This window comes from Methyloversatilis universalis FAM5 (genome assembly GCF_000214035.2).
GTDB lineage: Bacteria > Pseudomonadota > Gammaproteobacteria > Burkholderiales > Rhodocyclaceae > Methyloversatilis > Methyloversatilis universalis.
Genome location: NZ_AFHG01000059.1, coordinates 220,840 through 235,321, shown reverse-complemented (window position 1 = coordinate 235,321; position 14,482 = coordinate 220,840). Strand labels below are relative to the sequence as shown.

Sequence of the window (14,482 nt, the reverse complement as noted above, 5' to 3'; positions counted from 1 at the left end):
GAGCGCATGTCAGAAGGACCACACCGCTTTCAGATAGGCGGCCCGCTCTATGGCCAGTGACGACGAAGGCAGCGTGTCCGCCACGTACTGCGCGCGGCGGGCATGCAGCAGGTTCTGGCCGACCAGCGACAGTTCGAGATCCCGCCTGACCTGCCAGGCCAGCCGGAGGTCGACGTCGGTATAGCCGCCGATGCCGCTCGGCTCGACGCTGCTCACGCTGCGCAGCCAGGCGTCCAGCTGCCAGTCCGGCGCCAGGTTCCACGACGAACGCAGCGAAAGCCGGTGCCGGGCATCGGCGGAATAGATGAAGAAGGACGTGAGCGGAAGCTGGGTCGGAAAACGCCGGTCCAGCGCGGTCGAATCGGTATAGGTATAGGCGGCGTGCAGGCTCCAGTCGGCGCTGTAGCGGTAATCCGCGGCCAGTTCGAAGCCGTAGGCGCGGCTGTCGTCGGTGGTGCGCACCTCGATGTCGGTCACCCGGGTCAGCGCCGGCAGCGCGACCACGCCGTCGAAGGTGACCACGTATTCGGCCTGGCGCCGGTAGCGGGTGGCGAAGGCGGCGGCATCGAAGGTGAAGCTGCCCTGGCGATAGCGATAGCCCAGTTCGACCGTGCTGGCGGTTTCACTGCGCATGTCGTCGCCCTGACCGGTGCTGCGGACCAGCCAGCCGCCGGCCAGCGGCGCCGGCAGCGGGAAGGGGCCGATGCGGGCGCCAAAGTCGCGCAGTGCGCGCGAGGGCTGGCGGGTGGTGCGTGACAGCGCGGCCCAATAACTGTGCGGACCTTCCGGCGTGTACATCAGCCGCGCGGTCGGCTGTATTTCGGTGCGGCCCGGGCTGCTGCCCTCGACCCGCGCGCCGAGCACCAGATTGAGCCGCTCCGGCAGCAGCGAAATGTCGTCCTGCACGAATACGCTGGTCCAGGTCTGGGTGCGCCGCGAGGGCTGTATCGAACCGCCGATCAGCTGCACGTTCAGATCGTCCCGCGAGTGGCGGTAGCCCAGCCCCCACACGATGTCGTGCCGACCCGCGCCGCGTGCTTCCCGCCGCTGGAAGTCGATGTCCAGCGTGCTGCGCTCATCGTCGATCGGTCCGACCGGATTGACGATGGCGAAGCCGCTGCTGGCATACGAGGTCTGCAGCGAATAATCGGCGCCGTCCGCGGTCTGGCCGCCATAGCGCGCCATCAGATGGCTTTCGCGGGTTTCGATGCGGCCCGGCACCGGCGCGTTGCCGAACAGGAAGCGGGTGAGGTCCAGCTCCTCGCCATGGTGGGCAGCGGTAATGCCGCCGCTCAGCGACAGCGTGCTGCCACCGGACAGGCGCATGTCCCAGTTGAAGCCGCCGGAGCTGGCGTGGCCGCCGTCATAGCCGGCGCTGCCGTCCGGACGGTCGCTGGCATCCATCACGCGCCGCTTGCCCCAGATGCGCGCGCTCTGGTCCTCGCCCGGCTGGAAGCCGTAGCGCACCGCGAGCCAGCCCTTCTGTTCGGTGCCGATGCCGGTGCTGACCAGCGTGCCCTGAGTGTCGGCAGGGCGACGGGTGATGATGTTCACTACCCCGTTCATCGCGTTGCTGCCCCACAGCGCACCGCCCGGCCCGCGGACCACCTCGATGCGCTCGATGTCGGCCAGCACGAAGTCGCGGTCTTCCCAGACCGTGCCGGAAAACAGCGGCGTATAGACGCTGCGGCCATCGACCAGCACCTGCAGCTTGTTGGCGAAGCGGCCGTTGGCGCCGCGCAGCGAAATGGCCCAGGTACCGGACGAAATGCGGCCCACCTGAACGCCGGGCGCCATCTGCAGCGCCTCCGGCACCGAGGTGGCACCGGAGCGTTCGATGTCCTCGCGCGTGATCACGAACACTGCGGCCGGCGTTTCACGCACCGACTGCGGCTTGCGGGCAGCGGTGGTGATCTTGAGCTGCAGCAGGTCCTCCAGCTCCAGACCGCCCAGATCCGGCGCATCCGCCGCCCACGCCTGTGACGCGGCACACATGAGAGCGGCACTCAGCAGCGGGCGCAGGGAATCAATCGGGATCCGGAACGGTCTTCTCATGGCTCGGCGCATTCGGCAGATTCAGGGCCGGCGGATCGGTGCTGCAGTCGCAGCACGGCCCGACGTGTAACGCTTGCTTTCGGCATGTTAATGCCCAACTTGAGCAGGCAGATGGCCGAGGCCAGCTAGAATCTGCCGGGCGCACGCCCCGGGCTGCATCCACGGCCCGCCCGGCCCACCTCCACACGGACACCGCCAGACTGATCATGAACACGAACCCGCTGCTCGACTTCTCCGGCCTGCCCCGTTTCGACACGGTGCAGCCCGAACACGTGGCGCCGGCCATCGGCGAACTGCTCACCCGCTACCAGGCCCTGATCGACGACCTGACCGCCCGCCCGGACGCCCCCACCTGGGACAGCTTCGCCGCCCCGATCACCGACATGGGCGAGCAGGTGAACCGCGCCTGGGGCATCGTCGGCCACCTGCACGGCGTCAATGACGTGCCGGCCTGGCGCGAGGCCTATAACGCCACGCTGCCCGACATCACCCGCTTCTACAGCGCACTCGGCCAGAACCTTGCGCTGTTCGCCAAGTACAAGGCGCTGCGCGAATCCGCGGAGTACGCGACCCTGTCGCCGGCGCGCCAGCGCATCCTCGACAACGAAGTGCGCGATTTCCGCCTGTCCGGCGCCGAGCTGGCCGAAGACCAGAAGCCGCGCTTCAAGGAAATCCAGGAAGAACTGGCCGCGCTGTCGGCCAAGTTCAGCGAAAACCTGCTCGACGCCACCAACGCCTTCGCCGAATACGTGACCGACGAAGCGCTGCTGGCCGGCCTGCCGGAAGACAGCATCGAGGCCGCCCGCGAAGCCGCCCAGCGCGACGAACGCGACGGCTGGAAGTTCACGCTGCACATGCCGTCCTACCTGCCGGTCATGCAGTACGCCGACAGCCGCGACCTGCGCGCCCGCATGTACCGCGCCTACGCCACCCGGGCATCCGAGTTCGGCGAAGCCGAACGCGACAACACGCCGCTGATCGCCCGCATCCTGGCGCTGCGCGTGGAGGAATCGAAGATGCTGGGCTTCGCCAGCTTCGCCGAACTGTCGCTGGTGCCCAAGATGGCGGACACGCCGGAACAGGTGATGGACTTCCTGCGCGACCTGGCCAGGCGCGCCCGCCCGCACGCCCAGCGCGACCTCGACGAACTGCGCGCCTTCGCCCGCAACGAATTCGGTCTCGACGAACTGCAGCCCTGGGACATGGCCTGGGTGTCGGAAAAGCTGCGCGTGCAGCGCTACGACTTTTCGGAACAGGAAGTGAAGCAGTACTTCCCGGAGCACAAGGTGCTGGAAGGCCTGTTCCGCGTGGTCGAGGGGCTCTATGGCGTCACCATCCGGCCGGATACCGCGCCGGTGTGGCACCCGGACGTACGTTTCTTCCGCATCGAGCGCGCCGGTGGCGCCGGCAGTGAACTCGTCGGCCAGTTCTACCTCGACCTGTACGCGCGCGAAACCAAGCGTGGCGGCGCCTGGATGGACGAAGCCATCACCCGCCGCGCAGTCAGCGGTGGCGTGCAGACGCCGGTGGCCTACCTGAACTGCAACTTCCCGTCGCCGGTCGGTGGCAAGCCCGCCACCTTCACCCATGACGACGTGATCACGCTGTTCCACGAAACCGGACACGGCCTGCACCACCTGCTCACCCGGGTCGAAGACCTGCCGGTGTCCGGCATTCACGGCGTCGAGTGGGACGCGGTCGAACTGCCCAGCCAGTTCATGGAGAACTTCTGCTGGGAGTGGGACGTGCTGACCGGCATGACCGCCCATGTCGACTCGGGCGAACCGCTGCCGCGCGCGCTGTACGACAAGATGATCGCCGCGAAGAACTTCCAGAGCGGCATGCAGACGCTGCGCCAGATCGAGTTTTCGCTGTTCGATCTGCGCCTGCACCACGACTTCGTGCCCGGCGGCGACCGCACGCTGCTGCAGCTGCTGGAAGAAGTGCGCGACGAAGTGTCGGTGGTGCGCCCGCCGGAGTGGAACCGCTTCGCCAACAGCTTCAGCCACATCTTCGCCGGCGGCTACGCGGCCGGCTACTACAGCTACAAGTGGGCCGAAGTGCTGTCGGCCGACGCTTTCGAGGCCTTCGAGGAAGCGCGCGGCGCTGCCGGCACCGTGCTCGACACAGCCACCGGCCGCCGCTTCTGGGACGAAATCCTGGCGGTGGGCGGCTCGCGTCCGGCGCTGGAATCGTTCAAGGCCTTCCGCGGCCGCGAACCGCGCCCCGATGCGCTGCTGCGCCACAGCGGCATGGCCGAAGCCGCCTGACACGCCCCGCGCCCGCTGACCCGCGGCGGCCTCACGCCGCGGGTCAGCGGGCATGGGTAGAATCGGGGCCTCACTGAGCGGCCGTCACCGAGGAGAGCGCGCATGAAGCTGCACCGACTGATCTGCATCGTGCTGGCCGGCGCCCTGTGCGCAGGCACCGCCGTCGCCCAGACCTACAAGTGGAAGGACGCGCAGGGCCGCACCCACTACACCGACACCCCGCCGCCGCCAGACGCACGCTCGGTCACCGAGAAAAAGCTGCAGCCCAGCGTGGTCGAACAGGGCGCGAGCTACGCCGAGCGCGAAGCGATGAAGAACGCACCGGTCACCGTGTGGTTCGGCAACGAGTGCGACAAGCTGTGCGAGTCCGCCCAGGCGCTGCTGCGCGATCGGGCCATCGCCTACACCGAACAGCGCATCACCACCGAAGAACAGAAAGCCGCCTTCACCGCCCGCTTCAAGGTAAAGGAAGCCCGCGTGCCGGCCATCGCCGCCGGCGCCGATCAGCTCATGGGCTACAGCGCCGACGCCTGGAACCGGCTGCTCGACCGTGCCGGCTACCCGGCCAAGGGCAGCGCCAAGCCGCCGGCGCCCAAGCCCGTGACGGGCGAGCCGGCTGACGGCGCAGCAAAACAGTAACGGAGCCGTCTCTTTTGAAAATCGCCTGCTGGAACGTCAATTCGCTGAAAGTCCGCCTGCCCCACCTCACCGACTGGCTCGCCGCCGAACAGCCGGACGTGGTGTGCCTGCAGGAAACCAAGACCGAAGACGCCACCTACCCGCGCGCCGAACTTGAAGCCGCCGGCTATCACAGCGCCATCAGCGGCCAGAAAACCTACAACGGCGTGGCCATCCTGTCGAAGTCACCCGCCAGCGACGTGCAGATCGGCATTCCCGGTTTCGAGGACGAACAGAAGCGGGTGATCGCCGCCACGGTCGATGGCGTGCGCATCGTATGCACCTATTTCCCGAACGGGCAGGCGGTCGGCTCTGAGAAGTTCGAATACAAGATGCGCTGGCTGGCCGCCCTCACCGGCTGGCTGCGCGACGAACTCACCCGTCATCCGCAGCTCGCGCTGCTCGGCGACTACAACATCGCGCCCGAAGACCGCGACGCCCACCCGGACTGGAAGGACGACATCCACGTGTCGCCGCCGGAGCGCGCCGCCTTCGCCGACCTGATCGCGCTCGGCCTGACCGATGCCTTCCGCATGTTCGACCAGCCGGAAAAGAGCTGGTCGTGGTGGGACTACCGGGCCGGCGCCTTCCGCCGCAACTTCGGCCTGCGCATCGACCACATCCTGCTGTCCGCGCCGCTGGCCGCCCGCTGCACCGCCTGCACCGTGGACAAGGCCCCGCGCAAGCTGGAACGCCCCTCCGATCACGCCCCGGTCATCGCCACCCTGTCATGAACGGTCACGCCGACGCCCTCACCGCCATCTATCCGCTGCTGTCCGGCCTGTCGCCGGCGGCCCGCGCCCTCATCGAGAAGGAAGGCCGGATGATGGAGGTGCCGGCCGGCACCCACCTGTTCGACGAGTACCAGCCCTGCGGCGGCTTCCCCTTCGTGCTCGAAGGTCAGGTCAAGGTGGCGAAGTCATCCGCCAACGGCCGCGAACTGCCGCTGTACCGGGTGCATGCCGGTGAAACCTGCGTCATATCCAGCGCCTGCCTGCTCGGCCACATCGAATACAACGCGCACGCCGTGGCCGAAACGCCGGCCAGGCTGCTGGTGCTGCCCACCGCACTCTTCGACCGCCTGCTGTCCGAACCCGCCTTCCGCACCTTCGTGTTCAGCCTGTTCGCCGAGCGGGTCGCCGAACTGATGCAACTGGTCGAAGCCATCGCCTTCCAGCGCCTCGACCAGCGCCTGGCCAGTCTGCTGCTCGGCCACGGCCAGACCCTGCACACCACCCACCAGCAGCTCGCCGACGAACTGGGCAGCGTGCGCGAAATCGTCAGCCGTCTGCTGAAGAGTTTTGCCGAACAGGGGTTGGTGGCGCTAGGGCGCAACCAGATCGACATACTGGATCCGGCGGGACTGAGGGCGCTGGCGGCGGAGGGCAGATAAGGTCAATAATCAGAAGCGGATCGGCTTCCACCACAAGAACTCTCCGGAACGAAAATCCAACTCCAGATAGATCTCGCCAACTGACTCTACCCAAGCGGAGACGCCAAACTTTCCAGCTTGTCCGGTTGCAGGGTCAGCATAAGGGCCATCGATACTACGAAACCACCTTTCGACTGTATCGGATACGTCGTGCCCGAGAAGTTTCATGGGCACAGCCAATCTTCTGACTTCACGGCCATGACCATCCAACAGGAGACAGTTGTCTGGATGTAATTCCTGTTCGAATGCAATGAAACCTGATTCATCTGGGAGCACTTTGATACTGAGTCGGCTATCTGGATCAGATAGCCCTTGCGGTTCGCCGTCGAAGCACCACGAATAAGCGACGACTGGGCCGAAGGTTTGAAACCCTCCTTCTGTCTCGGACCGATATCGAGTCAAATCGCGGTCAAGCAAAACCTCCCCTCTGTTGTTATGCAAAGAGAAACATTCAACCTTTTGCTTAATCATCTTAGCTCTCGGTGACCGATAACTTTGAACACTGTTGATCGCTCGGAGGGAGACAACACGAAATGCACTTGGTTGCCGCCTCCGAGGGCTCCGGATTGAGCGCCGACAATACCGATGTGCGCACTAACCGGACGATTGATCTCTAATTCAACAACGTGCCGAACATCAGCCTTCATGCCTTCAGTAATTGCGAGCGCATCCCGCGCGTACCGCTGATCGGGAACACTGTCGAAAGTGGCCCACCCCCCGTAGGCTCTATCTGTTTTTCCTGCTTGTATTGCAGCGTAGCTCATCTCATCTATCACCATACTCACTCGCGTTCCCGGTGCTAGAACGGCCTCCACAACGGTGGTGCCTGGCTGCCACGCCGGTTGCCAGTCAGCCACCTTGACCATGGCTGCGTTCACATCCTCAGCTGTCTTGAACGCAGTGATGCTCCCTCCTCGATCCCTCAGAGAAGATAGCCAATGCGATTCGACCGTCTGACTAAGACGCTGACCAACTACGCCCAGCACATTGCCAGATCCTGTCTTCGCGGCCTCCAGACTTCCAAGAATCCTCTGCCCACCTTTCGCAGCAACTGCACCGGTCCCAGTGATCAGTAGTAGCCCGTCAGTGACCAACGCGGCTCGCATTTGCTGAGCGGCATCTGTCTGCCCGCTCGCTTCAAGACGATCCGCCTCATCTAGTCTGGCCTTGATGGCAAATTCGATCGTATCTGCAGGCGCGGAGAGAAACTGTCCGGCTGCTCTTGCGATCTGACTAAGTACTGCACGCGCTTCGGGGTCCCCTGGCGCGCTGACGATCAGCACACCGAGCTGAATAGTCCCTGCAAGGCTAGAGACAACAGCCTGCGCTGCACCGTTAGTCGCGTTGTATGCAAGCGCATTCGTCATCCTCGCCCTGTACATCACCTCCTGCGCACGTATGCCCGACAGCTCCCGATCCGCCACAGAACCCGGTTCGATGCGCTGGCCCTGATAACTGGCGACCGCTCGGGCGAGGTCGAGATAGGCAGACTGGCAGGCGGTACTCGATGGCGCGCTGCAGGCAGATTGCAGAGCCTGATCGCGACTGCGATCAAGGCCGCCCAGCCGCTGCATTTCGGCGTGGTCTTCTTCGGTGCATCGGCTCGCGATGGCGCACTTCTGCCGGAGACGTTCGAGCGACTGCGATTCGGCGTGCGTCAGGTAGTTGAACAAGGTGACGTTCTGCGCCGCCAGGCCGCCGGATACCGGATTACCGCCGGCGGACTCGGCCACGGCGCCGCCAGCGAGCATGGAAAGTGCTGTGAGCAGAGCGTTGCCGCCTGTGCTGCCGCTGAGGCCGAACGCTGCATCCAGAGGCTGTTCGACCAGTACGGCAGTCATGGCGCCGAGCGCGCCGGCCATCGGATCGCCGCCCCGCGCGGCTTCGGACAGGGCGCCCAGTGCGGCATGCGCCAGCAGATGCCCGGGGGTGCCGGCCTGGCCGAAGATGCCGTCGCCGATGCGGCCGGATCCAAGGGCAGCGGCCTGATTGACCGCGGCGTTCAGCATGGCGGTGTCGAAGCTGCCGCCGGTCACTTCGCCGATCACACCGGCGGCCAGCGTGCGCGCCATGAAGCGCTCGAACGGTAGGTCGAACGCCGTGTTTGCCCACTGCGCCGATCCGGCGCTCAGACCGCCGCTCAGCCCGGCGCCGAGTGCCTGGCTGAAGTCGAGGCCGCGTCCGGACACTACCTGGCCGACCGACGAAGCGACGGTCTGGGACAGGAAAGCGCTGGCCATGGTGTTACCGAGCCCGGCGCTACCGAGCGCCGAGGCACCGGCAAAGGTAGAACCGGACGACGCCATGCCGCCGATGAAGGACGAGATTTCCGGACCGATCATCGACGCGACCACGAAGCTGGCGGCCATGCCGAGCAGATCGCCAAAACCGGAATCCTTCTCGAAGCGGTAATGCAGATCGTCGCGCGCCACACCGCGCACATAGTCGTCGCCGAGCTGTTCGACCAACCGTGCTTCGAAGGCGGCGGTCTCGGTGGCCGACTGTTCGTTCGACGCCGCGAGCACACGGAACTCGCCGGACAGCGACTCGATGCGATTGACATCCATCGACAGGCGGGCCGCCTGCATGAAGCCGCCTGGCTGGACCTGACTGCCTTCGACAATGAGGGTGCCACCGCTGACGTCGAATTCCTCGTAGTAGTAGGCAGAGCGCTTGCGATTCCTGAGCGTGTCCGCACTGACCGACAGCCCGCCGTCACTGAGGATGAAGCCGGTGTTGTCGATCACCTCGCCGTTCAGCACGATGTCGACGTCGCCGGCCATCAGGCCTCCGGGCACGATGGCCAGCTGTTGCTGCCAGGACAAAGGAATGTGCAGTTGAGGGCGCAGCAGTCCGCCCCGCTCGATGTACCAGAGCATGGGGACCTCCAGCGACGACAGCTGGCTGGCGCGCAGTGTCGTGCCCAACGCGATGCCGTGTTCGAGCGCGAAGGCCATGCCGTTGGCGGCCAGCAGCGCACGCTGCTGTGCGTCCGGCGACAACCCGGTGACCGGATCCCAGGCGAGACCGGGAATGATCCAGGCACGGTGGGTGGCGGCAAGCAGCGAGTCGCGCAGCGCGACGATTTCCTGCTCAGGGGTATAGGCGAACGGCGCCGGGCTGCGCAGCGCCGCAGGCAGCGCGCTCATCAGCTGCGGGCCTGTATAGGTCCCGGCCTGGCGCATCCCGGCGTCCGTGCTGTAAGTGCCCGTTATGTCGATCAGCGCCGGCGGCATCACGAGCGGTGCGGTCAGGTGGCCAAAGTCGGCAGCGACATCGAATCCGTTGCGGATGGACTGGGCATGCACCGCCACCGAGGCCGCGTGCAGTTCGCCGGTGTTCACGAAGCGAGAAGGCAGCGGGGCATCGCCAACCTGGCCGGCGGGCGGAGGGGTCGGGCCCGGATCGGCGGGACCGGCACCGAAGCGGCCACCGGCCTGGATGATGGCCGGCAGTACGCCGAGCTCGACCGATCCCGAGGCGCTGCGCCGCCACTCGATCGGATCCTTGCAGACATCACCGCCCTGCCCGCCGCAGGACGCGCCGCCGTCTGAGGCGAGACGTGGATCCACCAGCGAGTAGTTCGACTGCCAGGTCGCCCCGTAACGACGATCCTCGTTCAGTACATCCGGTGCACGCAGCGCGATGTCTCGCCCTGCCAGCACCCGCGCCCCGCGGTTCTCGAATGCGCTGGACCGAACCGACAGATCACGCCCGGCCACCATGGAGGCCGGCGCGCCAGGCTGCTCGATGCGCACGCTGCACTGCCCGTCGTACTCTGTCCGGCAGCCTTCGTAGTATTCGTAATCGACCGTACGCTGCACCAAGTCGATACGGGTAGCATTGCTGACCTTCTGCGCGACGATGTCGATGTCGCGCTGCGCTTCCACGGTCGCCGCGTTATCGAAGGCGCCTCCGGTACGCACCCTGAAATCACGCCCGGCGAACAGGACATCGCGGTTCAGGTGATCGCGGGTCGCCTCCGCAGACTCGGCATTCACGAGCGCCAGCAGGGTCGCGGGCAGTTCATCGCGCGCGAGTCTCTTGTCCGGTGCAGGCAGCAGCAGAAGATCCTGGGCGGCCCGGAAGGTACGGCCGCCGCTCTGTGGCGGAGAGGCTGCCTGGTCCGGCTTCGGCAGGAACAGGTACAGATCTCGACCGGCCTGGGCACGGCCACCGCTATCCGACGCATCCGGTGCCCACCAGAGCATCAGGTCCCGACCGGCTTCGATGTCGCCAATCTGCGCCCCGGCGAGATCGAGCAGGCCGTCCTGTCCGATCCGGATCCGGCCGCTGTTGTGCAGCCGCGCCGGTTCGCCCGATGACGTACCTCCACGACGCGCTTCGCTTCCCGGAAGGCCACGGTGCGCATCCGGCGCGGTCACTTCTCCGGCCGCCGCGTCCATGCGGCCACCGGCGCGGATCAGCCCGCGATTCCACGCTTCGACCGCACCGGACAGCGCCAGGTCACCGCCCGCCTCGATGCGCCCGTCGTTGGTCAGCGCAGACCAGCGGTCACTGTTGTCGGGCACCAGATCCATGCCCAGCCGGCCATCCGCCACGAGCGCGCCTTCGGCGCTCACGGTCAGCACGGTGGCGATCACGGTGAGGTCGCGTCCGGCCTTCACCTGAGCGTCTACGCGGGTATCCGAAGCACCCGAAGTGTACAGGGCGATATCCCGGCCGGCCGACACCTCACCGCGCAGTTCGACCGGTCGCGTGGTCGCGATCAGCAGATCACGCGCCGCATGCAGCGGAGCGGTGGTCCGCACGCCGATGTCACCGCCCAGCGCGATGAGCTGGATGCTGTCCGCGGCCACCGTCTGTCCGATGTCGATGGCCAGCGGCACATCGCCCGCCTCTGCACCGGTCGGGAAAGCGTCCGAGCCTGGCGGACGCAGCGTGTCGGCCTCGACCTGCACCGCGCCGGCCAGCATGCGCAGTTCTCCGCCGGCGCGTATGTCGCCGCGGCTGCGCAGCGTCTGCGCCAGCAGATCCAGCCTGCTGGCCAGTGCGGTCAGGCCACCCGGCCCGATGTCGATATGCCCGCCGGACACGTCAAAGCCCAGACCGGCACTGTCTTCGATCAGGCGGCCGGTGGTGAGCTGCACGTGCGGCGTTCCGATGAAGCCGCAGCCATCGCAGTAGATGCCGTTCGGATTCGCGATGATGACTCGGGCCGGCGTACCGGCGACCTCGACCAGACCCTGCAGCGTGCTCGCACTGCCGCCGCTGACCTCGTTCACGATCAGCGTGGCGGCGGTGCCACCCAGCCGGAGGTTGGCCTCGATATCGCCCGCCAGCACGCTGCGGGTGCGACTCACCGCGTTGTTCAGTACCAGTCCGCCCGCGCTGACGTCGAAGCGGTTCCAGATATTGTGCGAACGCCCGGATGCGTCGGGGCGCGCGATGTCGACAAGCGTGGTCGCGCCAGCATTGCCCACGACAGGCCGTCTGTCCGCAGGCGCCGCCATATCGGGCTCGGCCCCGGCGACCGCCGCGCTCTGCAACGTGATGACGGCCGCCATCAGACTGGCCAGAGAGCGATGCAAAGCGCGCGGGCGCAGCGCCTTCATTGCGCAGCACCGGTGGGCAAGCCTGCATCCAGCCGAACGGCCGCCGACAGCGCGGCCGCCTTCTGCTGCATCTGTTCGATCAGCATGAGCCGTCTGAGCACCGGACGAGCTCGCTCGAAATCCGGCACGTCGGCCGACCGTCTGTCCTCGAGCTTCATCAACAGCCAGACGCCGCCGAGCCGGATCGGATCGCCCACCTCGCCCGCCACCATACGCGTCAGCTGCTCAGCCACTTCGCGCGGTAGGCCCTGAGTGCAGCCTTCGCGTACCGGCAGCGGAAAGCTCACCCAGCCCAGATCGCCGCCGCGCGCGGCGGACGGCGCCTGCGAATGCAGACGCGCCAGCGCGGCAAAGTCCGCACCGGCAGCCAGCTGGCGCAGCGCGCCGTCGATCACCTCGCGATCGCGATGCAGCAGCATGCGCAGGTGGTACTCCTCGTCACCGAGGCCGGACAGAACGTCCTGGTAGCGCGCACGCAGGGCATCATCGGTCGGTTCGACCGGCGTGATCTGGCGGGCGACATAGGCTTCGATGGCCGCCCGGTGGCGGGCGTCGTCCGCCGCGGTCGTCACGGTCGGAGACCGGTCATCCCCCGCTGCCTGTGCGCGGCGCCACAGCACCGCTTCGATCCGGGCATGCGTCGCCGCATCATCCCCGGCGGGCGCCCCCTGTGCCCGGGACACGGACGTCAAGGGGCAGAACAGCATGCATGCGGACACGATCAGAGGACGTGTTTTCATGGACTCACCTCTTTCGGGGGCAGACGCGACGCGCTACAGCAGATAGCCGACCGATACATGCAGACGCCACCCGGAGGACAGCGCGTCCGGATGACTGAGAGGGGCGCTGAGCGCGGTATCCAGTGTCCAGCCGCCGGCCTGTGCTCGCACGCCAACGCCGGCGCTGGTCAGCGTGATATCGGATCCGCCGATCTGCCGCACGCTGCCGCCATCCAGATGGACGAAGGGCAGCAGTCGCAGCGCACCGTCAAAGCGCGACAGCGCATGTCTCAGTTCCATCCGCAACAGGTGACCGCGATCGCCGAAGGTCAGGTTCTCGGCGTAGCCGCGAATCGAGCCCATGCCACCGAGATAGAGCTGTTCGGCGCCCGGCAGCGCGTTGCGCGCGTACTGTCCGGTGTACTGCAGGGCCAGTTCGGTCGCTTCCGACAGAGGCAACGCCGCGCCTGCATTCAGCGTCAGACGGGAGAACTGGTAGTGGGTGTGATCCGGCGCCAGGTCGGCCGTGTCACGGACCGCGCCGAACAGCCGCAGACCACGAGACAGCGCCGGTTCGATGAAGTACTGGCCGTAACCGGTGCGTCCGGTATGGACCCAGGACACCCGCAGCACGCTGCTGCGCCGGGTCAGCAGATCGACGCCGCCGATGTCACGCGCGATCCGCGCGTGAGACAGGCTGACATCGAGCGCATGCCGGGCCTGCGCCGACAGCGACAGCACCCGCTGCCAGCCCAGCTGCAGCGTCTGCGCATCGCTGCCGAAGCGCAGGCCGGCGAGGGTGCTGTCTGACTTCGACGCCGACGCGGTCACCGACCACAGCGACCAGCCCGCCGGTACCGAAAGCGAGGCCAGCAGCGCTTCGCTGTCGGCGCTTCGCAAGGTGAGGAGCTGAAAGTCCTCATACAGGCCCAAGGCATGAACGCAGCGGTACGCGATGCGCTGGCGCGCACTGCCGGTCTGTTCGCTGCCCTGGTTGTCAGCGCCGAAGGCCAGAGACCACAGCCGTTCGTCGCCGTGCAGTGTCAGGTCCAGCACGCTGTAGCCGGGCTGCGACCCCGGCAGCACCTTCACCTGGGCCTGCATCAGCCGCAGGCGGTTGATCTGCTGGACCCCCTGCTCCAGCGCCGCCTGACTCAGGACGTCCTCCGGCACCAAGGGCAGGACCCGGTCAGCCACACCGAGCGGCGAGATCGACGCTACCCGGCCCGGCACCACCTCGATCTCGACCACGCCCGAAACCGGATCAAGTGCGGCGACGCGTGATCGGCTGGTGATCCAGCGGGCTTCGATCAGCGCCGCATCGATCCGCCGGATCAGCAGCGACAGCCGTTGAATGCCCAGCGGCTGAGCCGCGAAGACGAGACGGAGCCACTCGAGCGTGGCGGCATCCAGCAGCCCGCGCGCATGGATGCGGATGTCCGGCGCCGCTAGTGCTTCGCCCGGCTCATCCAGATCGGCCGGTGAACGCGCCAGGGCGGGTGCGTCGGTCGGCCCCGCAGCCGGCGAAGGCAATGCATCGGACCGCAGCCGCGAACGAGCCTGCTCGGTACGCTGTTCGTCGATCAGACGCTCAGCCGGCTCCAGCGCCCGGGCAGGAAACGTCGGCGAGGCCGTGACGGCAATCAGTGCGGTAATCAGGACAGGACGTTTCAACGGCGGCACTCCTGGAAGCGCATCCGGCGGAATATCCATTTGTCATTTATTGATGTCAAGCACCCCGCGATAACCGGC

Annotated in this window: 9 protein-coding genes; 4 read left to right on the top strand and 5 right to left on the bottom strand. The window is 66.7% G+C overall.

Annotated elements, in window-relative coordinates:
• Positions 1-9: 9 nt before the first annotated feature.
• The gene (locus METUNV1_RS18975; protein ID WP_008064600.1) at positions 10-1,995 is read right to left on the bottom strand and encodes a TonB-dependent receptor plug domain-containing protein; all 1,986 of its coding nucleotides are present in this window, start codon (positions 1,993-1,995) and stop codon (positions 10-12) included.
• 266 nt (positions 1,996-2,261) lie between these two features.
• On the opposite strand from METUNV1_RS18975, the gene METUNV1_RS18970 reads away from it, so the two are divergent.
• From METUNV1_RS18970 to METUNV1_RS18955, 4 genes are all read left to right on the top strand, one after another.
• Positions 2,262-4,325, top strand: a complete 2,064-nt coding sequence (locus METUNV1_RS18970; RefSeq protein WP_008064598.1) for a M3 family metallopeptidase — start codon at positions 2,262-2,264, stop codon at positions 4,323-4,325.
• Positions 4,326-4,427: 102 nt separating this feature from the next.
• Positions 4,428-4,964, top strand: coding sequence for a DUF4124 domain-containing protein (locus METUNV1_RS18965; RefSeq protein WP_008064596.1), 537 nt, complete (start codon positions 4,428-4,430; stop codon positions 4,962-4,964).
• 14 nt (positions 4,965-4,978) lie between these two features.
• A complete protein-coding gene (gene xth / locus METUNV1_RS18960; protein ID WP_008064594.1) occupies positions 4,979-5,737 on the top strand; it encodes an exodeoxyribonuclease III in 759 nt (252 codons plus the stop codon).
• Positions 5,734-6,396, top strand: coding sequence for a Crp/Fnr family transcriptional regulator (locus METUNV1_RS18955; RefSeq protein ID WP_008064592.1), 663 nt, complete (start codon positions 5,734-5,736; stop codon positions 6,394-6,396). Before xth ends, METUNV1_RS18955 begins: the two co-directional genes overlap by 4 nt.
• A 9-nt stretch (positions 6,397-6,405) precedes the next feature.
• Here METUNV1_RS18955 and METUNV1_RS18950 read toward each other — a convergent pair whose 3' ends face one another.
• The 4 genes from METUNV1_RS18950 to METUNV1_RS18935 form a co-directional block, all read right to left on the bottom strand.
• Positions 6,406-6,906 carry a hypothetical protein gene (locus METUNV1_RS18950; protein ID WP_139026416.1) on the bottom strand — a complete coding sequence of 167 codons (501 nt, stop codon included), beginning with the start codon at positions 6,904-6,906 and terminating at the stop codon, positions 6,406-6,408.
• Positions 6,903-12,011 (bottom strand): two-partner secretion domain-containing protein, encoded by a 5,109-nt coding sequence (locus METUNV1_RS18945; protein ID WP_008064590.1) that lies wholly within the window; start codon positions 12,009-12,011, stop codon positions 6,903-6,905. The genes METUNV1_RS18950 and METUNV1_RS18945 overlap by 4 nt, the downstream gene beginning before the upstream one ends.
• Entirely contained in the window at positions 12,008-12,583 is a 576-nt protein-coding gene (locus METUNV1_RS18940) for a peptidylprolyl isomerase (protein WP_008064588.1), read from the bottom strand. The genes METUNV1_RS18945 and METUNV1_RS18940 overlap by 4 nt, the downstream gene beginning before the upstream one ends.
• A 201-nt stretch (positions 12,584-12,784) precedes the next feature.
• Positions 12,785-14,404: a ShlB/FhaC/HecB family hemolysin secretion/activation protein gene (locus METUNV1_RS18935; protein ID WP_008064586.1), complete on the bottom strand. Its 1,620-nt coding sequence runs from the start codon at positions 14,402-14,404 to the stop codon at positions 12,785-12,787.
• Between the last annotated feature and the right edge of the window lie 78 nt (positions 14,405-14,482).